This window comes from Robiginitalea rubriflava (assembly GCF_052540725.1).
Window position 1 is genome coordinate 2,810,395 of record NZ_CP199309.1, and the last position, 25,916, is coordinate 2,836,310.

The following is a 25,916-nucleotide window of genomic DNA, read 5'->3' on the forward strand; positions in this document are numbered from 1 at the left end:
GGCTAAATTACAAATTTAGAAGCGAAGGACTGCAGGGACGGACACCTAAAATATTTTCGGCAAATAGATTATCAACCCGACAATACTGGCCGCTATAGAAGTCATCAGTACGGCTCCGGCAGAAATATCCTTTACCATACCGATAAATGGATCCTGTTCGGGTTGAATGTAATCCGATAATTTTTCAACTGCCGTATTGACCCCTTCAACCCCCATGACAACCCCAATGGCCAGAAATTGAAAAATCCATTCCGCAGTTGAGATATTGAAATAGAACCCGGCTGCAGTTACCAGGATACTGATTCCAACCTGAACCTGTATACTGCTCTCGGTTCGGATCAGATACCAGGCTCCCCGAGCGGCGTACAGGACGCTTTTCATCCTGTTACGGATAAAGGATTCTTTAGCCATTAGTCAAGGCCTCAAGGGCTGCTTTATAATTAGGTTCTTCCCCAATATTCACAACCTGTTCGTTGTGTATAACCTTTCCATCCTTATCCAGGACTAATACTGCCCGCGAATGAAGGCCTTCGAAGGGGCCGTCCGTGAATATCAGTTCGTAATCTTTTCCGAATGCCCCGGTTTTGTAGTCCGAAAGCATCAGAACCTTGTCAATTCCCTCGGCCCCGCAAAACCTGGATTGCGCGAAGGGAAGATCCCTTGAAATACATAATACCTGCGTGTCTTTCAGTTCTGCTGCTTCAATATTGAATTGCCTTACAGATTGTGCACAGGTGCCGGTGTCTACTGAAGGGAATATATTCAGGATCACTTTTTTCCCTTTGAAATCACTTAGCCTTACAGTACTGAGATCGCGTCCGGTCAGTTCAAAATCCGGAGCTTTTTGCCCCAACTCCGGTAAAGAGCCGAGGGTATTTGCGTGCAGTCCTTTAAATGCGATACTCGCCATAACCTTAATTTTGGGTGAAATTAAAAAAATATTCGGCAATTCAATTTTCAGGTAGTGCCTAATATCCGGTGAAGGGATATCTCTGGGTATTCAGTTTATTCTGCAACGGCCTTCTTTTTAGAGAGTTGACGTATTTTAATGCCAAAAGCCGCAAAAACCAGGGTTGTAATTGGGCTGAGCCAGTTAAAAATAGCAAAGAAGAAATACTCTGCCACCGGAACCCCTAAAACCCCACTGTGGTAGGCACCACAGGTATTCCAGGGAATAAGAACAGAAGTAACTGTCCCCGAATCTTCCAGGGTACGGCTCAGGTTTTCCGGAGCCAGCCCCCGGTCTTCGTAAGCTTTCGCGAACATTTTTCCGGGCACCACAATGGCTAGGTACTGGTCTGAAGCGGTAATATTCAGCGCCAGGCAGCTTCCCACCGTTGAGGCAAAGAGGCTGAAGGTAGATTTAGCCAGGCTAAGCAGGCCTGAGGTTATTCGGGATAGGGCTCCAATACCATCCATAACACCTCCAAAGACCATCGCACAAACAATCAGCCAGATTGTTCCCAGCATTCCTTTCATCCCTTTTGCAGAAAAGAGTTCATTCAGGGCGGCATTGTCGGTCTCAATAGTCGTATTTATGGTGATGGCGTTGAGGATTCCCCTGTAAGCCGATTCAAAGTCGAGTTTGGTTGCTCCGGTGATTCCTGCCACCACGGCTGGCTGGAATATCAGGGCAAAAACGGCCCCTAAAAGTGTACCAACCAATAAAGCCACCAGGGGAGGGGTTTTTTTAACAATCATCAGGATTACGGCCAGGGGCACCAAAAATAACCAGCCATTGATGGCAAAAGTAGCTTCTATGGAATCCATAATACCCTGGGTGTCTGCCTGCCCGGTGGTGTCTATAGTAAAGCCCAGGATAATAAAAACGAGCAGTGTAATCGAAATAGTCGGAATGGTGGTGTAGGTCATATAGCGGATATGACTAAAGAGTTCCCCGCCTGCCATGGCAGGTGCAAGGTTGGTGGTATCGCTGAGCGGGGACATCTTATCCCCGAAATAAGCGCCGGATAAGACTGCGCCAGCGGTCATTCCCAGGGAGATATCCAGGGCGTCCCCGATTCCGATCAGGGCAATCCCCACGGTAGCCGCGGTTGTCCAGCTACTTCCGGTAGCCACGGAGATGATGGCGCTGATGATAACACAGGCCGCAAGGAAAATTGTTGGGTTCAGAATTTGTAAGCCGTAATAGATCATGGCGGGGATAATGCCGCTAATCAGCCAGGTACCCGCCAGGGCCCCTACCATCAATAAAATCAGCAAGGCACCAGTGGTAGACTTGACATTTTCGGCAACCTCGGCCAGCATAGTCTTAAAGGGAACCTTTTTGTAAAAGCCCACTACGGCAGCTACCGCACCGCCCATGAGTAAAATAAACTGGTTAGAACCGCTTATAGCGTCATCTCCGAAAACGTAAACATTGTAAGCGAGCATCCCAATGAGGGCAACCACAGGGATCAGGGCTTCCCAAATAGATAAGGTCGGATTGACTTCAATGTGTTCGTCTTGCCGGTAATTCGGTTTTTTGGAAGTGGCCATTTAGTTGGTTTAGTGAGGGGGTAATATTACAACATTGATCCCTCTTCTGCAACTGGCCAACTGTGGGTCAGTCCTGGACCAGTTCCTTTTTCGCAGGTAGTAATTGGAGCTCTTCCATACAAACTTTCATTTCGCGGTAAGTGCGTTCTATGTCGCTGTCGAGCCCTATGGAAAAACGGATCAGCCCGCTGCTCAATCCCATGGTCTCTTGTTCGTCTTCCGGTATTTCGGAAGAAGTTGATGAGCCTGGGGCACTGAAAAGGGTCTTGTAAAAACCAAGGCTCACGGCAAGGTAGCCAAGGTCTCGGGCTTGCATCATTTCCATAAGAGCGTTCGCTTTTTCGGGGGTTTGCACATCCAGGGTAAGGATCCCCCCAAAGCCGAATTCGGGTACTCCCTGATCTTTCATCAATTTATGGCCCGGGTGGGAGGGAAGCCCCGGATACACTACCCGCAGACCGTCTGCTTCAAATTTTTGCGCCAGGAAAAGGGCATTTTCACTGTGCTTTTGCATTCGAAGGTGTAAGGTGCGCATATTTTTAAGAATAGAGGCGGCCCTCAGGCTGTCTAGTGTGCTGCCCAGCAGCATGCCCGCTCCATTGTTTACATCTTTCAGAGAGAGACAAAACTCCTTGGTTCCGCATACCGCTCCTGCCACAGCATCACTGGTACCATTAATAAATTTTGTAAGGCTATGCACCACAATATCCGCACCTAAGCTGACTGGGGCAATTGACAAGGGCGAAAAAGTATTGTCTACCACCAGTGGAAGATCTGCAGCCCTGCAAATTTTCGATAAAGCAGCTATATCCGCAACTTCCAGTAAGGGGTTGCTTACCGCCTCGCAATACACCATTCTGGTATTTTTGGTAATGGCATCTGCTACTGCCTGCTCATTGGTAATATCCACAAAACTTACTGCTATGTTAAAGCGCTTCAGGAAATTCTTAAAAAAGGCGTACGTGCCCCCGTAAATGGTCCGGCTGCTCACAATATGATCCCCGCTGCTGCATAATTGCAGAATGACAGCGGTTATCGCTCCCATCCCACTGGCCGTAACGTTGGCTGTTTCAGTCCCTTCCAGTGCTGCCAGGGCTTCCCCCAGATACAGATTGGAGGGCGAAGAATGCCTGCTGTACAAATAACAGCCTTCTGTATTTCCCTCGAAAGTATCAAACATGGTTTTTGCAGAAAGGAAGGTATAGGTAGACGAATCGGAAATAGAAGGGTTTACTCCTCCGAATTCCCCGAAATTATGAAGGTCCTGAATGGCATTTGAAGCATTGTAGTCCATTATTGTATAATTTATCTACTAAATTAGGATAAAATGATATGAATATCAATGTATTGCCTTATATTGTGGAATATATTCTATTAAAACCTTTAATTACAGTAAATAATTCTTTTTTGATACCTTTCCTTTTGGATATGCTAAAAAAAATTCAGTTGTGAAATTAGATGCCACAGATCAAAAGTTACTCCGGAGCCTGCAACAGAACAGCAAGCAGACAACCAAGGCCCTAGCCCTGGACCTAAACCTGTCCAATACTGCCGTATACGAGCGTATTAGAAGACTTGAAAAACAAGGCTTTATCAGGAAATATGTGGCACTTTTAGATCCTGCCAAGGTCTCCAGGGATTTTAAGGTATTCTGCCATGTGAAGTTAAACCAGCACATCAAACCCCGCTTGCTGCAATTTGAAAAGGAAATCCTGGACCTGAAGGAAGTGATCAGTTGCTATCACATTGGGGGAGAATATGATTACATTCTCGAAATACACGTGGAAAATATGCAGCAATACCGTGAGTTTATGGTTACAAAACTTACCGCAATCAACCATATTGGCAGTACTCAGAGTTCCTTTGTAATCAATGAGGTAAAACACACTACCGAAATTCCCTTGTAGTTTTATAAACCAACCTCAATCAATTCGGTGCACGGCTGTGGGGAACTAAAAACATTTGTATTTTTGTTAGCCGTAACTGGTACGATATTAATCAACGGAAAATCCAATTAGATGAAATCATATGATGTGGCCGTTATCGGCTCTGGCCCCGGAGGCTATGTAGCAGCTATCCGCTGTGCACAATTAGGAATGAAAACTGCCATAATTGAAAAATACAATACCCTGGGGGGTACCTGCCTGAATGTTGGTTGCATCCCCTCCAAAGCCCTTCTGGATTCCAGCCATCATTACCATGACGCCATCACCCATTTTGAGGAGCACGGAATCGATATCCCCGGAGATGTCAAAGTTAACCTGAAGCAAATGATAGCCAGGAAACAATCTGTGGTAGACCAGACAACCAAGGGAATCGACTTTTTGATGGATAAAAACAAAATAGAGGTTTACCATGGCATGGGCAGTTTTAAGGATGCCACACACATTGAGATAAAAGGGGATTCCGATACGACCATCGAAGCCAAAAACACCATTATCGCCACCGGTTCAAAACCCGCCTCCCTTCCCTTTATTGAGTTGGACAAGGAACGCATTATCACCTCCACTGAGGCGCTCAGCCTTAAAGAAATCCCTAAACACCTGATCATTATCGGGGGAGGGGTCATTGGCCTGGAGCTTGGGCAGGTATACCGCCGGCTTGGAGCAGAAGTGAGCGTGGTTGAATTTATGGACCGCATCATCCCTGGTATGGATGCTTCGCTTTCCAAGGAGCTTACCAAGGTGTTTAAAAAGCAAAAAATGAAGTTTTACCTCTCCCATAAGGTTACGGAAGTAAGCCGTAAATCCAAGGAGGTCGTTATTAAGGCAACCGATAAGAAGGGCGAGGAGATTAGCCTGAAAGGAGACTATTGCCTGGTTTCTGTTGGCAGACGTCCCTACACCGATGGGCTGAACGCAGAAGCAGCCGGAGTTAAATTAAATGACAAAGGGCAGGTGGAAGTGGATGAACACCTGAGGACTGCTGCATCTAATATTTATGCCATAGGAGATGTGATCCGCGGGGCCATGCTGGCCCACAAGGCGGAAGAGGAAGGAGTTATGGTAGCCGAGATCATCGCGGGGCAGAAGCCGCATATCGATTATAACCTGATTCCCGGGGTAGTCTACACCTGGCCGGAGGTGGCTGCCGTCGGAAAAACCGAAGAAGAACTAAAGGAAGCCGGTATTGAATATAAAAGCGGACAGTTCCCAATGCGTGCCCTTGGGCGGTCCCGGGCCAGTATGGACACGGATGGTTTTGTCAAAATCCTGGCAGATAAGCAAACCGATGAGGTATTAGGCGTTCACATGATAGGTGCCCGTGTGGCAGACCTGATCGCTGAAGCCGTTACCGCAATGGAATACAGGGCTTCTGCTGAAGATATTGCGCGGATGAGCCATGCTCACCCCACCTATGCCGAAGCAGTTAAGGAAGCGGCATTGGCGGCAACGGAAAACCGCGCTCTGCATAGTTAAGAAAAAGGTAATGTATCAGGCCCTGCTGAACAGCCGGCTAATCTGTATTAACACCCCTTTTACAATACGGTAAAGTAATACAAGCGACTTTTCCAGGATGGTCCGTGCGCCCTGTATACCAAGTTGTAATTTTTCCCGAATAAACGCTTCGTGCCTGTCGTAAAGCAGTGCGAGATAAGAAGAGCTGATCATAAATGCCAGAGCCCCGATTATAACTACCTGTGGGCTTAATTGGTGATGCCAGAACTGGTAGAGCCCAACACCCGCCAAACTCCCATACAGGATAATGAAGTGAATAACGTAAATACTCAGCGTATTCTGCCCAATCTGTAAAAAAAGCCTTTGCTTCACCAGGGATCTCAGGATCATAAAGACAGCAAAAACCAGCATTACGTCTCCCAGCCGTATAAAGAGGTAGTTATTGGATACTATCATACCGAATAGATCTATACCGCTGCTTTCATACATCCATTCAAAGAAAGGGGAGGAGAGCCAGATCAGACTGCAACCCGAAAGTATACTGATGGCAATACTCCACAGATACAGGCCTTTCATATAGGCAAACTTGCGAAACCAGAGGGAAAGGAATCCTCCGAAAGTAGTATATCCCACCCAGGGGATAATAGTGAAAACAGAGCCGTTGGCCTTGGTAAAGTAATTGGCAAAGGCATCTGGCAGCCAGCTGTAATCCGCTGTTTTATACATGGGTTCAAACAGGAATAAGCCGATGCTGATACCTAATAATAAAAGGGGCAGGAGCTTTTGGTGCACCCGAACGGATATCAGGTACAAGCCAATGATAACCAGCAAAGCCATCCCGATACAGTGCAATACATCCACCATGAAAAAAGAAGGATATAATTCCCCTTTGAGCAGGCCAAAGAGGTTAGTACGGAGCAGATACCCAATAAAAATAAGCTGCAATCCTCTTTTAAGGCCCTTTCGGATACGCGGGTTATCCACACCCTGACGAGGCACACGCATCAACAAGTAGGTAAAGATAAAACCCGAAACGGTAAAGAATACCGGGGCCGTGATGCCTCTGAAATACTTCCAGGTGGCAAATACAGGGTTTTCAGGATCGCGAAAAACAGGGTCCAGCAAACTATCGATAAAATGACCCTGCAACATCATCAGGATGGCCCAGGCCCGCATAGCATCGATAAAATAAAGTCTTTTTACTTGTTCCATACCATTGGTTCACTCCTATATACTTGTAAAAGAGTGGTTTTGGATGTTTCAGGGGTCAAAATTATATAATTTACATTCAATTATATCCTAATTAGGGTATTTTCGTAAGACAAAAAGTGGTGAATATGGGAAAGATTCTGGCCTTTGCAGGAAGTAATTCATCAACTTCCATCAACTTCCAACTGGTTAAGAAAACTGTTGAAGGGATTTCGGGCCATTCGGCAAGCTTGGTCGAAATGCAGGATTTTGATATCCCCATTTATAGCGAAGACCTTGAAAAACAAGCGGGTTTTCCGGAAAAGCTCCTTGAACTTAGGGATAAGATTCGCGCAGCAGATGGCCTGATAATTTCGGTTAACGAACACAACAGCAACCCCTCTGCTTTTTTTAAAAATATCCTTGACTGGCTGTCCAGAGCGGAACGGAAATTTCTGGAAGACCGAAGAGTCTTTTTAATGTCCACTTCCGGTGGCAAACGCGGGGCACAGTCTTCCTGTGAACGGGTTGATGAAATGCTGCAGCGCTTTGGGGCTGCTGTTACCGGACCTTTCTCCCTTCCTTCCTATTATGAGAATTTTGATCCGCAAAAGGGCATAACTGATGCAACTTTGAACCAAAGACACAAAGAATACCTGCAATCCTTTTTAGACGGCTTATAAATGGATCGCATAACCCATGCCTATTTGGTAGAGGACCTTTCAGAATTTAAGCAAAAGCTGCTTTTCTGGTCTTCTGGCTTCAGTGTAGCCCTATGGCTGGATAGCAATGAACACCCGGACCCGCTGGGTCGCTTTGAAGGCATGCTCGCTGCCGGACTAAAAAGCGAGATAAAATCTTCGGCTGAAGGGGGTTTTGAAAAATTATATACCTACAGGCAGTCTTGTAAGGACTGGATCTTTGGGTTTCTGGGATATGATCTTAAAAACGATCTGGAAAACCTGTATTCCGCTCGCCCGGACCGCCTTGAATTTCCGGACTTATATTTTTTTCAGCCCCTGAAGATGATTGAGTTAAACCATGGCAAGGCCATTTTTCACTACTGCCCCGAGGTAGCAGGGGAAATAGAGGCTGATTTCAAGGCCATTTTGGAGCATAATTCGGAATCAACGGAATCTGACGGGCATCCCCCGCGAATACAGATGGGGATTTACAAGGACGAGTACTTGCAAAAAGTTAATCGCTTATTAAGTCATATTCACAGGGGCGATATCTATGAGATAAATTTTTGTCAGGAATTTTACGCCCACAACGCCCGGCTAAATCCATATCTGCTGTTTTCTTCGCTAAATGAGAAAAGCCGTGCTCCGTTTTCGGCCATGTTTCGCATAGAGGATAAATATGTTATAAGTGCTTCCCCGGAACGCTATTTATGCCGTCGGGCAGAGGAACTCTTTTCCCAGCCCATGAAAGGGACTGCCCCGAGGGACCCCAATCCTGAAAGGGACCGCATCCTGGCCGCCCGGCTTGCCGAGGATGCGAAAGAACGGGCAGAAAACATCATGATAGCAGACCTGGTTCGCAATGATCTTTCCAAAAATGCGCTCAGGGGAAGCGTTAAAGTACAGGGCTTATGTGAGGTAAAAACCTATGCCCAGGTACACCAGATGATCACTACAATAACGGCAAGGACCACGGCACAGCAGGATTCCGTAGAATTGCTGCGAAATAGTTTTCCTATGGGCAGCATGACCGGGGCTCCAAAAATATCCGCCATGCAACTTACAGAGTATAATGAAGCATTTAAAAGGGGCGTTTATAGTGGAAGTATAGGATATTTCAGTCCGCAGGGGGATTTTGACTTTAATGTGGTTATCCGGACGATACTGTACGACAGGGCGCGTCAGGTTTTGAGTTTTGCAGTGGGCAGCGCCATAACCGCAGGTTCCATTCCGATACAGGAATATCAGGAGTGCCTGTTAAAGGCAAAAGCGATGCGGGAAGTGCTGGAAGAAGCCTGAGCAGAAGAATTTCATATGGAAGAACAATTTTTTAGTTGGGCCGGTACGCAGATTTATGGCTATTGGGCCATTCCGGGGAAGCCCAGGGGCACCGTGCTATTGGTTCATGGTTTTGGGGAACACAGCGGGCGTTACCGGGAAGCGGTTGTTCCATTCCTGTGTAAGCAGGGGTTGGCAGTATTTGCGTTTGATCTGGTGGGTCATGGAAAGTCAGCCGGGAAAAGAGGACATTGCCAGGGGTACGGGCAATTGATGGGCCTGCTGTCTGAGGCATTTGCAGAGACGCAAAACCGCTTTCCAGCATTGCCCTTATTCTTGTATGGGCATAGTATGGGTGGAAATCTGGTTTTAAATTTCACATTGCGTCATGGCGGGCCCCAAAAAGGTATTATTGCCAGCAGCCCCTACCTGAAACTGGCCTTTGAGCCACCTGCCTGGAAAATGTATTTAGGCAGGATGCTGCAAAAAATAGCCCCTGCCGTGACCATACCGTCGGGCCTGGATCCTGCAGGTATTTCGAGGGATGCGGAGGAAGTACGCCTTTACCAATCAGACCCGCTGGTACACGGCCGGGTAAGCCCGGCCTATTCCTTTCCGGTAATTGAGGCCGGAAAAGCTATACTTGAAAAAGCCGGGGAAATAAGCATCCCTGTTTTGGTGCTGCATGGGGAGGCGGACCCTATAATTGATGTTGAGGGTAGCGTAACTTTTTCCGAAAAGGCTCCCAATAGTCAATTGGTGCTTTTCCCGGGAGCCTATCATGAGTTGCACCACGAAAGCGAGCGGGAAGCTTTTTTCAGTGAAATAGGGAAATGGCTGCAATCTTTTATTGAATAAACGGGCTAATCACTGTTTTTGCCTGACACTTTCGGTTACTAATTTGTAGCTACCTTTGCTATATGTGGGAAGCCTTTGACCATCACATCCGGACGGAGTTCCCGGAACTTCTTGAAAAGCGATTCCTGATTGCCTGCAGTGGCGGGAAGGACAGTGTGGCGCTCACATATCTGTGCCACAGGTCCAAGCTTGACTTTGCCCTGGCGCATTGCAATTTTCAACTCAGGGGAAAGGAGAGTGACCTCGATGAGGCGCTGGTGAAGGAACTGGGAATGTCATTAAAGAAAGAGGTATATGTAAAACGCTTTGATACAGTTGGTTATATCAATAAAAATAAACTAAATATTCAACTTGCAGCACGTGAATTAAGATATAACTGGTTCGAAAAACTGCAGCGTGAAAAAGACTATTCATATGTGCTCACAGCCCACCATGCCCTGGATGTATTGGAAACGTTTATAATCAATCTGAGCCGGGGCAGTGGCCTGGAAGGCCTTACCGGTATTCCCGACCGAAACCAAAGCCTGCGCCGGCCATTGCTCATTTTTGACCAGGAGCAGATTGATGCCTTTGCAAAGAGCAAAAAACTGCGGTGGCGGGAAGATCAGTCCAATGCAGAGGACAGCTACCTCAGAAACCGCATACGGCATCATATCGTTCCGGAATTGCTGAAGCTGGAAGGGAATTTTATGTTGGGCTTTAAGAAAACACTGCACCATCTTAAGGGTAGTCAGGCCCTTGTAAAAGAGCATATAGAAACACTGCGATCAGAAATACTCCGGGAAGAAAACGGCCTTTATCGCCTTTCTGTAGAGCGCTTAATGGCACTACGCCCATTGGAACCGTATCTTTTTGAACTGCTGAAGGAATTCGATTTTACGGATTGGAAAGCTATATCTCAGTTGCTGAATGCCCAGAGTGGAAAAATGCTGCATTCATCCACACATACGCTGCTAAAGGGCAAAGGGGAGCTGATAGTCCGGGCAAAGGGCCAAGTCAAAAAAGCAAAAGAGTACTCCCTCGATACAGAGAAGGCGTCGTTTGAAGGCCCACTCCGTTTAGAAATCAGTACTCAGCTGAGCATGGGGGAAACGGCTCCGGAAATACTATATGCTGATAAAGAAACGTTAAAGCAGGTACTGACCCTGAGAAAATGGCAGAAAGGGGATTATTTTTATCCCCTGGGGATGAAGGGTAAAAAGAGCATTTCCAAGTATTTCAGGGATAACGGCTTAAGTCTTTTTGAAAAGGAAGACCAATGGCTCTTATGTAATGGAGAAGAAGTGGTCTGGATCGTAGGGCGAAGGGCCGACGAACGATTTAAAGTGACCGAAAAAACGAAGGAAATTCTAAGAATTCAATGGACGAACTAAGGCTAAAAAATTTTCTGATCTGCGTTTTGATTCTGTTGGGTCTTCCTATACGGCTTGCGGCCCAGTTTGATGTGGATCCGGTTAACTGGAGTCAGCAGTTTGAGCAATCCAATGACAGCACTTATACCCTGATACTGCAAGCAGAAATTGAACTTGAATGGCATTTGTATTCGCAGTATACCGCGGAAGGAGGGGCCCTGCCAACAGAGTTTACCTTTATAAACGATGGTTCGGATTATAAAAGAATCGGACCGGTTAAGGAGAGTGAAACCCACACAGAGTACAGCGACATTTTTGAGGTAGATGAAACTTTTTTTAAGGGAAAAGCAATCTTTTCTCAGGAGATCCGCCTCCTGAACCCTTCAGTAAATCAGGTACGTGTAGAGGTGTTCTATCAGGTTTGCAAAGAGGTTTGCATCAGTGCGGAGCGTTCCTTTACTTTTATGCTCGATGGTTCTGAGGCCCCGGAAATGCTGGTTGAAATCGACGCTGCTTCCAGAGCAAAAGGGGAAGCTTTAAGCATATCCCTGGCAAAACCCGAAAGGCTTTATTCCGGAGTGGCCGGAGAGGAACCGGAAAAACAAAGTTTATGGCTGATTTTTGGCCTGGGGTTTATAGGCGGGTTCATCGCTTTGCTTACCCCTTGTGTCTTTCCCATGATCCCTCTAACGGTATCTTTTTTCACCAAAAGGAGCGACAACAAATCAGGAGGGGTGGCCGCAGCCCTCTTTTACGGATTTTGTATTGTTTTGATCTATGTGCTCTTAAGCCTGCCTTTCCATCTGTTTGATACGGTGGATTCGCAGATACTGAATACCATAGCCACCAATATCTGGCTGAATCTTTTTTTCTTTCTGGTCTTTGTATTTTTTGCCTTTTCCTTTTTCGGTTATTATGACATTACCCTTCCGGCCTCCTGGGCAAACAAGGTGGATGCGGCCTCAGGTAAAATTGGCGGGGGTATCGGGATATTCTTTATGGCCCTGACCCTTGCCATTGTGTCCTTCTCCTGTACCGGGCCTATCCTGGGAGGTTTATTGGGTAGTACGGCACTGGCCGAGGGAGAGGTAGCAACCAATCTGAGTGTGGGGATGACCGGTTTTGGCCTGGCCCTTGCACTGCCCTTTGCCCTTTTTGCACTCTTTCCATCCTGGTTAAACAAACTGCCGAGTTCCGGGCAGTGGATGGAAACTGTAAAAGTGGTTCTGGGATTCCTCGAACTGGGCCTGGCCTTTAAATTCTTATCCAATGCAGATTTGGTCGGGAACTGGGGCATATTGAAAAGGGAAGTGTTTTTGGGGATCTGGATCTTACTGGCCCTGGGGCTTGCTGCCTACCTGCTGGGCTTCTTTGGAAAAAAAGGGGGGATAAAACCGCGCCTTACTTTCTGGAGGCTGGGCGGGGTTATACTCAGCCTCATATTTGCCGGTTACTTGTCCTATGGGTTGTTTTACAAGGCTCCCTTAAAGTGGGTTAGTGGTTTTCCACCACCAGACTTCTACAGCCTTGCTGAAAGTAATTCCGATTGCCCGCTCGGGCTGGACTGCTTTAAGGATTTTGAAAAGGGCCTGCAGCACGCACAGCAGGTACAAAAGCCAATCCTCCTTGATTTTACGGGATGGGCCTGTGTTAATTGCCGCAGGATGGAGGAAACGGTATGGAGCGACCCCGATGTTTTCAGCCTGCTGAATGAAGACTTTGTTTTGATTTCCCTATATGTGGATGATCGTACCAGCCTACCGGAAGCAGAACAATTTCAGTTTCAGTACGAGAGCGGGCAAACCAAACAAATTGAAACGGTAGGGGATAAGTGGGCGACTTTTCAGAATATAAATTTCAAAGCGGTTTCCCAGCCCTTCTATGTGCAATTATCCCCGGACCTGGAAGTACTGAGCCCGGCCATACAGAACTCGGATGTGGCCACTTACCGGAATTGGCTCGCCTCAGGTCTGCAAACCTACGAAGCCGGGAAGAGTAATACGGTCTTTTCTCCCGGAATAAAGCTGGAGCCCTGATTTCTTATTAATTTGAGAGACGGCCCGGGGAACTTTTGCCGGATCTCAGCCCTCTTTTTACATTTAAACGATTAACAAAGCGGAATGTTTTTAATTCTGAACAAAGCCTTTATCTTTAGTATACTTTAAATATGGGCTTTTGGGAAGTTTAAAAAAGATTTTACGAATAGTATTTGTCCTCTTGTTGTTATTGGTGGCAGGGGGCTTCCTGGCTATGCAGCACCTCAAACCGGAGTATGAGGGAGAGGTAAGTATGCCGGGGCTGGGAAATGAGGTTTCCGTTTATTTTGATTCTTTCGGAATCCCCCACATTTACGGTCAGAATGAGACTGATGCCTTCAGGGCTTTAGGATACGTGCACGCCCAGGATCGGCTCTGGCAAATGGAGTTGCTCAGAAGGGTTGCCAAAGGCCGTCTCTCCGAAGTTTTTGGCCAGCAGACCCTTGAGGCAGACCGATTTTTTCTTAATCTGGGAATCGATGAGGCCACTAATAGTACCCTTGAGAATATAGATAGATCTGCCCCTGCTTTTGAGCTGATACAGGCCTATCTGGATGGGATTAACCATTTTATCAAAGAAGGCCCCACCCCGATAGAATTCTACCTGACCGGGCTTGACAAAAGACCTTTTGAACTGGAGGACGTATTCAATTCAGTCGGATATATGGCTTTCAGTTTTGCTATGGCACATAAAACAGATCCGTTACTGACACATTTAAAGGGAATTCTGGGAGAGGAATACCTTCAGGAATTATTGGGCGACGAGCCTGCAGGAACCACTCTTATCCGGAATTTCGACGAAAGGGGACAGCCAGCTATGGCCTTTTCTTTGTCATCCGAAACCCAGCGGATTTTATCAGGACTACCCCTTCCTGCCTTTGAGGGTAGTAATTCATGGGTGATTGCTCCGCAAAAAACAAAAAATAATTCTGTAATCCTGGCAAATGATCCCCATATTGGCTTTGCCCAACCCTCTGTCTGGTATGAAGCCCATCTGGTGGCCCCGGGTTATGAGAAATACGGATATCATCTGGCAGGTATTCCCTTTCCGATGCTGGGGCACGACCGGAATATGGCTTATGGTCTTACCATGTTTGAAAACGACGACTTAGATTTCTTTACGGAAACACGCCACCCGCAGGATAGCAACCGCTATCGCTCAGGGGAGCAGTGGATTCCTTTTGAAGAAGTACATAAAAAAATAGCGGTTAAGGATGCCGATACGGTTTCCTTTACTTACAAAAGGACAAGTCGGGGTCCGGTAGTGAATTCGATATCCGATCAAATGAAAGATATGCCACCGGTTAGCATGGCCTGGGTGTATACGCAAGGGGAGAACCGGGTCATGGATGCGCTGTATGGAATCAGCCATTCCAAAGGGATGTCAGATTTTGAATCTGCGGTAGAGGATATTCATGCTCCTGGCCTAAATGTAATGTACGGAGACAGGAATGGAAATGTAGCCTGGTGGGCAGCAGCCAGGCTTTACCGGTTTCCGGATAGTATTTCCACAAAAATGCTGATCCCTTCGGATGTATCTTCAGCCAAACGGGCTGTGCCTTTTGAAGAAAACCCCAGGGCTGTCAACCCGCCATGGGGATATGTCTATTCTGCCAATAATCAGCCAGACAGCACTGCTGCGGGCTTTATGCCGGGCTACTATCTTCCCGAAAACCGGGCCAAAAGAATAGTTCAGCTCCTGGAAGCGCGAGATGACTGGGACCGGGAAGGGGTAAAGCAGATGATAACTGATAATACCTCCAGTGTTAATCCGCAGCTTGTGGCAGACCTGGCCAGGGAAATAAAAGTGGCGGAGCTATCCGATGCGGAGATTGAATGTTTGGATATTTTAAACTCCTGGAAGGGAGATTATCCCCTGAACAGCAAGGAAGCAGTGGTTTTTCACCGCTGGGTCTATTTTTTTGCGGAGGCAAGCCTTTCTGACGAGATGGGGCCTGAGGTTTTTCAGGCATTCTTAGGAACGCATTTGTTTAAAAGGATGCTTGCCCGGCTGGCGGCCATGGGGCCTTCCTTGTGGTGGGATGATATTCGCACACCAGAGCGCATTGAGACGAAATCCGAACTGGTCATCAGCTCCTTTAAAAAAGCGAGGAATTCGGTTGATAGGGATTTTGGGCCGGATACATCCAAATGGAACTGGGGTAGGGTACATACACTCGAACACCAGCATCCTATTGGACAAATAGCCGCATTGCGCTCCTTTTTCAATGTGGGTCCTTTCCCTGTTGAAGGCTCCAGGGAGGTAATCAATAATATGGCATTTCCATACGATTCAACCGGTTTTTATAAAGTAAATTCGGGCCCTTCCACCCGCAGAGTCATCGATTTCTCGGACATTGAACAAAGCGTCAGTATCCTCCCAACAGGGCAGTCTGGCAATCCTTTCAGCCCGCACTACAGCGATCAGGCTGAACGCTATAACCGCGGGGAATTCCGAAAAATGTTGATGAACGGGGAGGAAATAAGGACCAATTCCAAATCATTACTTATATTTAAATCAGCAACTGATTAAACAAACTACTTTCAATTTCCGGGAGCCCCCGTTTCGCGACATTGAATCATAGCCTGCTGATGAAGCGTACCATAATTATTCTCTTTTTATTATTAGGCATATTCAGGCTCCACTCCCAGCAGGATACTCTAAAAATTTCACTTGTAATTGAGGACGAACAGTTTGGCCAAATTGTTGAACGCATACGGGAGTTAAGTGGGGCAGAGGTCTATTTCGCCACTGCCTGGTTTGAGAACCGGAGGTTTAACGGGGTTTTTCAGGATCGTCCTGTAGCGGAAATCCTGGAGGAGCTCCTAAAAGACCTACCTATTAATTATTTTCAATACGATGCTAAGACCATTGTCCTGACGCGAAATAATCGAATTTATCAGGACCTGCCGGACGGGTTTTTTGGCGACCAACCCACGGTATCCGAAGAGGACTCTTTGGCATACGGGCGTGAGAAGGTTAACCCAATGCCCGTTTTTATAAATCAGGAAATGCTGCCCGATACGGCCGAAGTGCAAACCCTGCGTATTGGCAGGCAGGTTTCAGGGGATACGCGCACCCGTTATCGTATTTCTGGTTATGTGAGGGACCAAACCTCGGGGGATCCCGTTTCCGATGTTTCCATTCTGATCACCAACCGCGGGCTGGGAACCGTCTCAGACGAAAATGGGTATTTCGAAATGATGCTTCCCCCAGGGATCAATGAACTGGAAACCCGCTTTATCGGGATGAAACCAATCCGTAAACGCCTTTTGGTTTTTAATGACGGTAAGTTGGACCTTACCGTAGAAGAAGGCGTTCAGCAATTGGAGGAAGTTGTTGTTGAAGCAGACCGAAAGCGCAATGTGGAAGCGGTGACAGCCGGGACAGATATTATCGATTCCGAAGAAAGCAAGAACATTCCTTTGGTACTCGGGGAACGTAACCTTCTGGAAATAGCCACGGCCCTGCCAGGCATTTCTAGGGCAGGGGAAGGTGCCACAGGCATTAATGTGCGAGGCGGAAGAACGGATCAGAACATGTTCCTGCTAAATGACGCCCTGGTATACAATCCAACCCATTTTTTTGGCATCTTCCAGGCACTGAACCCCTTTGTGACCGAAAGCGTGGAAATCTACAAAGGGGCCATCCCGGTAACCTTCGGGGGGCGACTCTCTTCTGTCTTCGACATACGGACCACCGATGGGGATACCAAAGAATTCCGGGGAGAAGGCTCCATAGGTCCGGTCACTGCCAATCTCGCCTTTGAAATCCCGCTAAAACAAGATAAATCCTCCATGGTCATCGGGGGTAGGGGTGCATATTCTGACTGGGTGCTTCGGGCCCTGGAAGATGAAAACCTGAACAACAGCCAGGCATCTTTTTACGACTTCATAGGGACATATACCGATCGTATAGACGATAAAAACCGATTGAAGGCAACCGCCTACTACAGTAAGGATCGGTTCAGTATTACCTCGGATTCCCTGTTTGGATATTCCAACCGGGCCGTATCCCTGGGCTGGGACAGGGCCCTTTCCAATAATAATACGCTGGGACTGCGGCTTACCAACAGCAGATATGCCTTTGATATTGAATACGACTCTGGCGGGAATACCGATTTTAACCTCGGATACGCGGTGCAAGAGTCTGAATTTAAGGGCTGGATGCGTAACCGGATCAGCGCTGCCCATAACCTTACCTATGGCCTGGCAGCAAAATATTATCGGGTAAACCCTGGGGATCTGGAACCCAGGGGGTCCGGATCGGATATATCAGACCTTTCAATCCCGAGGGAGCAAGCCCTTGAGGGGGCGCTATATATTGCAGATGAGATTACTTTATCTGAAAAATTCAGTGTCATTGCCGGGCTTCGCTGGGCCTTTTTTGCCGCCCTGGGACCATCTGAACAAAGAGAATATGCCGAAAGACAGCCCAGAAATGAAAGTACGCTAACGGGTAGTACTTCTTATGACAGTGGCTCCTTTATTGAAACCTATGGAGGCCCTGAAGCTCGTATTTCGGCTCGCTACCTGCTGAGCTCCAGTCTTTCCCTCAGAGCCGGGTTCAATAATATGTACCAGTTTATCCACACGCTTTCCAATACCACTGCCGTATCTCCAATAGATACCTGGAAACTGAGTGACGCTAATATTCGCCCGCAAACCTCACAGCAAATCAGCCTGGGGATCTTTAAAAACCTGAATGAACAAATGTTTGAATTAAGCCTGGAGGGTTTTTACAAGCTTTCACAGGACGTGCTTGACTTTAAAACAGGAGCCCAGGTTCTGCTGAACCCGGCCATTGAGCAGGAAGTTATTCAGGGAGATGGAAAGGCTTACGGGGTGGAATTCCTGATCCGAAAAAATCACGGAAAGCTGAATGGCTGGCTGGGCTATACCTATTCGCGCTCCCTGATACGATTTGACAGCCCATTCCCGGAGGAACGGGTTAATAATGGTGAATTTTTCCCTGCCAACTACGACAAACCGCATGACCTGAGTTTGGTGGCCAACTATAAATTTACCAGAAGATACAGCGCTTCTTTGAATTTTTCCTATCAGACCGGCCGGCCCGTGACGTATCCGATCGGACAATACAATTTCAACAATGCCGAATACGTTTTCTACAGCAACCGCAATGAATTTCGTATCCCGGATTATATAAGGCTGGATCTGGGGATCAATATAGAGGGGAACCATAAACTTGAGAAACTTGCCCATAGCTTCTGGACTATTTCAGTCTATAATGTTTTGGGCAGGACCAATCCCTATTCGGTTTTCTTTGTAACCGAAGACGGGCAGGTAAAAGCCCTGCAAAGCTCAATATTTGCCATTCCCATTCCGTCCATAACCTATAATTTTAAGTTTTAGATCGTCAGGAATGAAAAAAATTATACTCGCCATATCAATTTGGGTTGTTCTGCTCCAGGCCTGTATCGATCCTTTTCCAATTGAACAAAACGGATTTGAGGATATACTGGTTGTAGAAGCTACCCTGACCGATGAACAAAAGGTGCAGCAAATCCGCCTCAGCAGAACGTATCCCTTTGACTCTCTTGCTCCGGTTGCGGAAAGTGGCGCAACAGTAAGTATTCAGGCGTCAGGCGGGCAAGAATTTACTTTTCAGGAAACAGAACCAGGACTCTACAGTTCTTCTCAGGCTTTTGGGATACTTCCGGAAACGGAATACCGCCTGGAAATAAACAGCCGCAGCGGGACCACGTATTTGTCGGATCCGGAAAGCTTACCGGGAACGGCCTCAATCGATAGATTATATGCTGTAAGGGAAAGTAACGAAAACGGGACTGAAGGGGTGTTTGTCTACCTGGATGGCTCTGCCAACAGCGGGAATGCAGATTACTTCCGATACGAATACGAAGAAACCTATAAGATCATTGCGCCCGAATGGAGCCCGGAGGAATTCTTACTGACCAACTACGATCCCTGTGCATTGCCGGAAATAACCTATAACCTCGAGATTGTCCCCAGATCAGAAGAACAACAGGTATGCTATAATACAGTGGCCTCCAACTCGGTCATACTAAATGATGGCAACAGCCTTTCCGGGGATGCCTTCGAGGGCTTGGCGGTTCGTTTCCTCGGAGCCACGGATTTTATGATCCGACACCGCTACAGTATTTTAGTAAAGCAGTACGTGCAGCAACCGGAAGCTTTTTCATATTATCAGGCATTAAGCGATTTTTCCTCCTCGGAAAATATTTTCAACAGTACCCAACCCGGCTTTTTAAATGGAAATATCCGGGTTGCCGGGGACCCGGATGCAAAGGTTATTGGTTATTTTGAACTTGCCACGGTAAGTGAAGAGCGCTTGTTCTTTAACTTCGAAGACATTTTCCCGGATTTACCAATTCCGCCATACATACAAAATTGCATCGTTTCTTCAGCGCCTGATGATCATATTTCTTATTGTGCTCCCGGACCTACAGGACCCAATCCCTGTCCCCGATCGGTTGTGGAAAGCGTGGACCAGGGGTTGATATCTTATGTGGGGCCCAATTCAGAGAATTTGGGAACCTGCCCCGGAACCTATGCATATGTGCCCAGGCCTTGTGGAGATTGCCGGGAATTGGGGAGTAACATAATACCGGAATTTTGGACAGAATGATACCAGAGCGCCTTTTTAGATGGATCCTGATTATTGCAATCGGGATATGGCTTCAGGCCCATTCACTTGGTGCTCAGGTACGTATATCAAACATAAACGAGCTACAGGTATTGAAGGAGACAGCCCTGGAAACGCTCTATGTCCACCCCTCTGCTACCCTCTTATTTCCGGGGGAATACCTTTACTACAGTCTCTACTGCATTAATACCCAAACCTATAAATTGAGTAATATAAGTGAAATAGCTTATGTCCAAATACTAAATGAAGCCAACGAAATTCTGATCAGTCAAAAGGTATTGCTCCGGTCAGGAAGGGGACAGGGAGATATTTTTCTGGGCACCAACCTGCCTTCTGGGAATTATAAACTGGTGGCATTCACACATTGGATGAAGAATGCCGGCCACCGGCAGTTTTTTAAACAGGACATCAGTTTTATAAATCCGTATACCTCCAAGCAGGGGGGTATTTTATCAACTGCTGATTCGGTGCGGGCAGATTCGATTGCCAATGTAAAAAGCGGGCAAACAGCCGTAGCCGTTTCAGGTAGTTCTGATCTGGCCATTCTGCTCGAAAAGTCTGAATACAACATAGATGAAGAAGTTGTGGTAAGCATCCGAAATTTTAAGGGAAAACTGGGGTACGGAAGCTATTCCTTGCTGATTCGCAAACAGGATGAACTGCCACATCCCGCTTCCATCAGGACCACGCGCTTTACAGAATCCTATCCCTCTTTACAAAAACAAATACCCCAAAGTGTAAATAGTGTTGTATCCATCCCGGAACAACGGGGAGAATTAATAAGCGGGAGGGTATTGAACAAAACAGGGATGCCTCAAGCGGGTCTGGGTCTGGCAATTTCGCTGCCTGGCAGGGATTTTCAAATTAAAACAGTACAAACGGACCGGGAAGGGAAATTTTACACCTACCTGACCAAACCTTTTAACGGAGATCGGATTATTGTGGAAGTTTTGAACCCGGAAACTGAAAATTTCCGAATTGAAATGGATAAGCCATCGCAATGGGAACCGGACCTAGACAATTTTTTTCAGTTGCAAATTGGACCTCAGATGGCTGAGAGTATCCGTAAACGCTCAGTTCACAACCAGATTGAAAACAGTTATTTTGAACTTAAGCCCGATTCCATATTAATGCCACCTCCGGTAGACCCCTTTGACGGGGAACTACCTGAAACTTATGATCTGGACGACTATACCCGATTCGCAAGCCTCAGGGAAACGCTAATAGAAATTATAGCCCATGTAGACCTGAAACGCACTGAATCCGGCCAGACCAGCTTCTGGGTCCAACCCCCGCAGGAATTTGGAAACCAACAAGTTCCGACTGACCCTCCCCTGGTTACCCTGGACGGGGTTATGGTTCAGGACCTCCCTTCACTGCTTAACTTTGATGCCCGGCAGCTCAAATATGTACGTGTGCTCCGCGACCCTTATGTGATGGGCTCATCCAAATTTCAGGGTATGGTGGCCCTTGAAACAATCAGCGGTGATTTTGCAGCGAATTACAACCCAAGAGCTGGCGGGGCATTTGCCTACCACCCTCCAAAACCTTCTAAAAATTATTTCAGGCATGCCTATGCAAAACTACCCCGGCATATACCGGACTACAGGACCTTACTATTGTGGCTTCCCAAACTGGAAATTAGCCAACCGGAGCAATCCTTTACCTTTAAAACTTCCAGGGTGCCCGGCACCTATGAAATCCGCCTGGAAGGGTTTACTACTTTCGGAAAGCCAATAAGTTTAATGCACAGGATAGTAGTGAAATAGAGAGTTAACCAAAAAACACGGCCCGAGATGATCGGGCCGCTTTATTCGGAGGGCTTTGCAGAATTAGTCTTCAGAAGCTAGCTGCACAGCTATGCCATTGGCATCGAAATAGTCAGAGGCACTGACCATCTTACCATCTTTATTGAAAGACATAAGGTTATAAAATTTAACGCCTACGTCCTTGCCACTCTCGGTATGGGTAGCTTTCCAGGTACCGTATACCCTGATTATATTCGGGCTGTTGCTGGCACTTTCCCTGGGGTAAACAGAACCCGACCAGAACCCGGCCGCGGTTGTATCTGCCGTTACGATACCTTCTTCGAACTGGATATTGTCAAATGCATCGTGGTAATTTTTTAAGACAGCAAGCAAGTCTTCTTTCCCGAGCCACTTGTTTCCATTGTAGGATGGCGGGCTCCATACAAGGCTGTCAGCCAGCATATTGGAGATGGCTGCCAGATCTTCATCACAATGGGCTTTTATGAAAGCCCTTGCCAATTCGACTTTTTTTTGAAAGGTTTCATAATCAGGCGTCATTGAAGATTCGGTCATTTGGGTTTCTGCAGTCATTTCGGGATTGGCTTCCCGACAGTTTAAAAAACCAACCAGAATGAGGGCCAGAAGCCCGTAGTGTACTTTTTTCATATGTTTATAATTTAGGTCGTTAATTACTTAATCTATTAAAGATAAGCTATTTAGCACAAATATTTCTTGCAGCCAATGATACAGATCATCCCATGGTCAAAATATCGTTGCCTGATTGAATTCTGCAGGCCACAAAACGATACTGCACAAAAAATGAGAGATGCTGGCCAAAGTATACGGCAGTGCCATCATTGGTATACACGCCGTCCCTGTTACTGTTGAAGTAAACATTGATTCCGGAATCGGATATCACCTTGTAGGTTTACCGGATAATGCCATAAAGGAAAGCAATTTCCGTATTGCTGCTGCTTTACTCAATAATGGATACCGTATCCCCGGAAAGAAGATAACCATCAATATGGCTCCCGCAGATTTGCGGAAAGAAGGGGCGGCTTACGATCTATGCCTTACAATGGGTATCCTGATCGCTTCCGGTCAATTGGAGGTACCCAGGATTCACGAGTATATGGTGATGGGAGAACTCTCTTTGGACGGAGCACTTCAACCCATACGCGGGGCTCTGCCCATGGCACTTAAAGCCAGGGAGCAGGGCTTTAAAGCACTGATTTTACCACGTAAGAATGCGATAGAGGCTTCTGTGGTTTCAGGTATCAGGGTGTACGGAATCGAGCATCTATCTCAGCTCATAGCCTTTTTTAAAGGCGAAGAAACCCTGGAAGCGATGCCGCCGGTATCCCTGGAACCCCATAGCAAGGAAGAGCAGTATAGTCCCGATTTCAGTGAGGTCCGCGGGCAGCAAACCATAAAAAGATGTATGGAGATTGCAGCAGCCGGAGGACATAATATTATCCTCATCGGACCGCCCGGTTCTGGAAAAACAATGCTTGCAAAAAGGCTGCCCGGAATCTTGCCCCCTATGAGCCCAACAGAAGTACTGGAAACCACAAAGATTCATTCGGTGGTGGGCGGGAACAAAAACAGTGGGCTGGTGTTGCAGCGACCCTTTCGAAGTCCGCATCACACCATTTCAGATGTGGCCCTGGTAGGAGGGGGGAGTTATCCGCAGCCCGGGGAAATATCACTGGCCCATAACGGGGTGCTATTTTTGGATGAGCTCCCGGAGTTTAAACGGAATGTGCTTGAAGTGATGCGGCAGCCGCTGGAAGACCGGGAAGTGACTATTTCCCGTGCCCGCTTTACCATCACCTATCCCAGTAGTTTTATGCTGGTGGCCAGCATGAACCCCAGCCCGGGAGGGTATTTCAATGACGGAAAACAAAACCTTCAGCATACCGCCTCTGAAATGCAGCGTTACCTGAACCGTATTTCAGGACCCTTGCTGGACCGCATCGATATACATATGGAAGTAAGCCCCGTACCATTTGAGGAACTCAGTGCAAAAGAAATGGGGGAAAGCAGTTACCAGATCCGAGAACGGGTAATAAAGGCTAGAAAGCTTCAGCAATTGCGATTTGCTGCGGAAAACGGGACGCACTGCAATGCCCAGATGAATGTGCGTCAAATTCGCAAACATTGCCCTCTTGATAAAAGCGGGAAAGCCTTGCTGGGCAATGCCATGAAACAACTAAAGCTTTCGGCCCGGGCCTATGACCGAATCATTAAAGTAGCCAGGAGTATCGCTGATCTGGAAGGGAATGATGCAATTACCGAAAAGCACCTGGCGGAAGCCATTCAATACCGGAGCCTGGACCGGGAGGGCTGGTTGGGATGATCTACTCCCAAAGGTCAATACGCTTCATAACCTCCTGAATTCTCGGATCCTCAAAAAGCCACTGAGGTTTACTGGGATGCCGGATGGCCCAATAAGGCAAGTTAGGGTCTCTTCGGATAAACATGCGTTCAATCCATTGAGCCGTTTTGTCCTTATTTTCGGCAAATTGGTATAGCAGGGTTATAAATGCTGCGTCTATATCTTCATGTTCTGAATAGGTTGCCAGAGTATCGGCCAGCTGATTAAGTGCTATTTCATAACCCTCATTTTGATATGTTGCTTCAAATTCAATAGTGATTTCCGGACTGGTTTTCAGGATGTTAGAATTGATGAGGGAAATTATGACACTATCTTTCTTTTTCTGAAATCCGTAATGCATTAAACCCAGGTCGCCTGTTATTGCCTGTCCAACTTTCTCATATTGACCGCTATGATCCAACATGACCGTGTAAAAGAAGTTCACCAGAGGATTCAGGGGATCCTGTTCCCTTGCGATCTCAATTTCCGACCAGGCCTTCTTCCAGTTACTTTGCATCATTGCGAAATGGGCATAAAAAGCATGTGCCTCGGCAAAATTTGGATTGAGCTCCAGGCATCGCTCAATTGCATCCTTACATCCCTGCCAATCGTATTCATAGGCAAGTTCAGTGGCATACATCCGCCACACCTCGGCATCGGTACTGTCCAGGGCAAAGGAATTTTTGATGTATTCGGAATAGTTGTACTCTGTTTCTTCCTGGGTGAAGCCCGGGTGGTTCAACTGCTTCCTGGCGATCCAGACCCCGGCCAGGCCTGCATAGGCGGGGGCGAACTGCGGGTCGATTTCCAGGGATTTCTTAAAATTTTGCGCTGCCGTATTGACCATGTCAGGAGTCAGGTACGAAAAGTGTGTCCTTCCCCTGAGATAAAATTCATAGGCTTTCGGATCGACAGCCCTTTTTGCATGCATTCGTTGTTTTTCTTCCGGAGAAAGGGCAATATTTATTTCTTCTGAAACCGTTCTGATGATGTCGTCGTAGAGCTCGAGTACCTGCTCCTGCTTTAGTTCATAAGATTTTGTCCACAACTGCAGCTCCCGGGGCATGTCCCCGATAAGGCGGACCTGTAGCTTAAGAGTCTCATGGGGAGCTGGCAGGAGGGAGCCTTCAATAATGGCATCCACATGCAGTTCCCCGGCTATTTCATGCAGGCTTTTTTCTGTTTTCGCATAGAGGGCCGTGGAGGTTCGTCCAATGATCCTCAGGCCGCTCACGGCCCCCATCTGTCCAATGAGTTCCTCGTGCATTCCCAGGGCCATATACTCCTGCTTTTCGTCGCCAGTGAGATTCATGAAAGGTAAGATAGCGATGGAGCTTATTGAGGATGCCAGCTCTTTCTGATTCTTCCGAAACTGTAGTAGCCTTAGCTCTGTAGGTTTAAGCTGATTGGGGTTGGCCTGACTATAAACAATAACTATCAGGGCAAGCGCAGCATTAATCAGGTACATCCAAAGTGCCTTTCTAGTAAATTTTTTGTAGTGCCATTCGTGGATCAGCGCTGCCGGCAATCCGAAAATAGCCAGGATGACCACCGCATCAGAAAAAGACCCCTGCAGGCCATAGCGGGAGACGATATAGTTAAAAAGTTCAATAAAGACACCTGCGGTGCCGAGATAGACTACCAGGGTCTTTCCGAGGTTTCTTTTCTTCGGGGTGCTGGCGCTCATCTGGAAAACTATTTTATTATGCCCGGTTAATCATTGAAGTCCGTATACTTTAAATTTACAAAATTCACAGGGGTTTCACCTACTTTTTATGGCTTGTTATAATAAGTAGTTCTGGAATAATACGGAGGTGATTAGAGGTTTCGCTTACGAACAAAATACTTTTGGA

19 protein-coding genes are annotated in these 25,916 nt (G+C 47.0%); 12 read left to right on the forward strand and 7 right to left on the reverse strand.

Annotated features, from left to right (window positions below; all coding sequences use genetic code 11):
• Window positions 1-45: 45 nt before the first annotated feature.
• From ACT6NU_RS12720 to ACT6NU_RS12735, 4 genes are all read right to left on the reverse strand, one after another.
• A complete protein-coding gene (locus ACT6NU_RS12720) occupies window positions 46-411 on the reverse strand; it encodes a diacylglycerol kinase family protein (protein ID WP_445382046.1) in 366 nt (121 codons plus the stop codon).
• On the reverse strand, window positions 404-910 hold the full coding sequence (gene tpx / locus ACT6NU_RS12725) for a thiol peroxidase (protein ID WP_445382047.1): 507 nt from the start codon (window positions 908-910) through the stop codon (window positions 404-406). Before tpx ends, ACT6NU_RS12720 begins: the two co-directional genes overlap by 8 nt.
• Window positions 911-1,005: 95 nt before the next feature.
• Complete coding sequence (gene nhaC, locus ACT6NU_RS12730; protein ID WP_445382048.1) at window positions 1,006-2,499, reverse strand: Na+/H+ antiporter NhaC; 1,494 nt, start codon at window positions 2,497-2,499, stop codon at window positions 1,006-1,008.
• Between the two features lie 67 nt (window positions 2,500-2,566).
• The gene (locus ACT6NU_RS12735) at window positions 2,567-3,793 is read right to left on the reverse strand and encodes an aminotransferase class I/II-fold pyridoxal phosphate-dependent enzyme (RefSeq protein ID WP_445382049.1); all 1,227 of its coding nucleotides are present in this window, start codon (window positions 3,791-3,793) and stop codon (window positions 2,567-2,569) included.
• Between the two features lie 154 nt (window positions 3,794-3,947).
• Here ACT6NU_RS12735 and ACT6NU_RS12740 point away from each other — a divergent pair, with 154 nt between their 5' ends.
• Both ACT6NU_RS12740 and lpdA read left to right on the forward strand, forming a co-directional pair.
• Entirely contained in the window at window positions 3,948-4,406 is a 459-nt protein-coding gene (locus ACT6NU_RS12740; RefSeq protein ID WP_445382050.1) for an Lrp/AsnC family transcriptional regulator, read from the forward strand.
• 111 nt (window positions 4,407-4,517) lie between these two features.
• Entirely contained in the window at window positions 4,518-5,918 is a 1,401-nt protein-coding gene (lpdA, locus tag ACT6NU_RS12745) for a dihydrolipoyl dehydrogenase (RefSeq protein ID WP_445382051.1), read from the forward strand.
• 15 nt (window positions 5,919-5,933) lie between these two features.
• Here the strand turns inward: lpdA and ACT6NU_RS12750 are convergent, their stop codons facing one another.
• Window positions 5,934-7,109 (reverse strand): acyltransferase family protein, encoded by a 1,176-nt coding sequence (locus tag ACT6NU_RS12750; RefSeq protein WP_445382052.1) that lies wholly within the window; start codon window positions 7,107-7,109, stop codon window positions 5,934-5,936.
• 125 nt (window positions 7,110-7,234) lie between these two features.
• Here ACT6NU_RS12750 and ACT6NU_RS12755 point away from each other — a divergent pair, with 125 nt between their 5' ends.
• The 9 genes from ACT6NU_RS12755 to ACT6NU_RS12795 all read left to right on the forward strand — a co-directional run bounded on the left by ACT6NU_RS12755 (window position 7,235) and on the right by ACT6NU_RS12795 (window position 21,707).
• Window positions 7,235-7,768: an NADPH-dependent FMN reductase gene (locus ACT6NU_RS12755; protein WP_445382053.1), complete on the forward strand. Its 534-nt coding sequence runs from the start codon at window positions 7,235-7,237 to the stop codon at window positions 7,766-7,768.
• Window positions 7,769-9,067, forward strand: coding sequence for an anthranilate synthase component I family protein (locus ACT6NU_RS12760; protein ID WP_445382054.1), 1,299 nt, complete (start codon window positions 7,769-7,771; stop codon window positions 9,065-9,067).
• A gap of 15 nt (window positions 9,068-9,082) precedes the next feature.
• Window positions 9,083-9,904: an alpha/beta hydrolase gene (locus ACT6NU_RS12765; protein WP_445382055.1), complete on the forward strand. Its 822-nt coding sequence runs from the start codon at window positions 9,083-9,085 to the stop codon at window positions 9,902-9,904.
• Between the two features lie 62 nt (window positions 9,905-9,966).
• Entirely contained in the window at window positions 9,967-11,277 is a 1,311-nt protein-coding gene (tilS, locus tag ACT6NU_RS12770; protein WP_445382056.1) for a tRNA lysidine(34) synthetase TilS, read from the forward strand.
• Entirely contained in the window at window positions 11,265-13,292 is a 2,028-nt protein-coding gene (locus ACT6NU_RS12775; RefSeq protein ID WP_445382057.1) for a cytochrome c biogenesis protein CcdA, read from the forward strand. The genes tilS and ACT6NU_RS12775 overlap by 13 nt, the downstream gene beginning before the upstream one ends.
• A gap of 139 nt (window positions 13,293-13,431) precedes the next feature.
• Complete coding sequence (locus ACT6NU_RS12780) at window positions 13,432-15,825, forward strand: penicillin acylase family protein (RefSeq protein ID WP_445382058.1); 2,394 nt, start codon at window positions 13,432-13,434, stop codon at window positions 15,823-15,825.
• A gap of 59 nt (window positions 15,826-15,884) precedes the next feature.
• The gene (locus tag ACT6NU_RS12785) at window positions 15,885-18,665 is read left to right on the forward strand and encodes a TonB-dependent receptor (protein ID WP_445382059.1); all 2,781 of its coding nucleotides are present in this window, start codon (window positions 15,885-15,887) and stop codon (window positions 18,663-18,665) included.
• A gap of 10 nt (window positions 18,666-18,675) precedes the next feature.
• Complete coding sequence (locus tag ACT6NU_RS12790) at window positions 18,676-19,920, forward strand: DUF4249 domain-containing protein (protein WP_445382060.1); 1,245 nt, start codon at window positions 18,676-18,678, stop codon at window positions 19,918-19,920.
• Entirely contained in the window at window positions 19,917-21,707 is a 1,791-nt protein-coding gene (locus tag ACT6NU_RS12795) for a hypothetical protein (RefSeq protein WP_445382061.1), read from the forward strand. Before ACT6NU_RS12790 ends, ACT6NU_RS12795 begins: the two co-directional genes overlap by 4 nt.
• 63 nt (window positions 21,708-21,770) lie before the next feature.
• On the opposite strand, the gene ACT6NU_RS12800 is transcribed toward ACT6NU_RS12795, so the two are convergent.
• Window positions 21,771-22,352: a nuclear transport factor 2 family protein gene (locus ACT6NU_RS12800; RefSeq protein WP_445382062.1), complete on the reverse strand. Its 582-nt coding sequence runs from the start codon at window positions 22,350-22,352 to the stop codon at window positions 21,771-21,773.
• A gap of 160 nt (window positions 22,353-22,512) precedes the next feature.
• Between ACT6NU_RS12800 and ACT6NU_RS12805 the strand changes: the two genes are divergently transcribed.
• Window positions 22,513-24,045: a YifB family Mg chelatase-like AAA ATPase gene (locus ACT6NU_RS12805; RefSeq protein WP_445382063.1), complete on the forward strand. Its 1,533-nt coding sequence runs from the start codon at window positions 22,513-22,515 to the stop codon at window positions 24,043-24,045.
• A 1-nt stretch (window position 24,046) separates the two neighbouring features.
• On the opposite strand, the gene ACT6NU_RS12810 is transcribed toward ACT6NU_RS12805, so the two are convergent.
• Window positions 24,047-25,750 (reverse strand): hypothetical protein, encoded by a 1,704-nt coding sequence (locus ACT6NU_RS12810; protein WP_445382064.1) that lies wholly within the window; start codon window positions 25,748-25,750, stop codon window positions 24,047-24,049.
• Window positions 25,751-25,916: the final 166 nt, after the last annotated feature.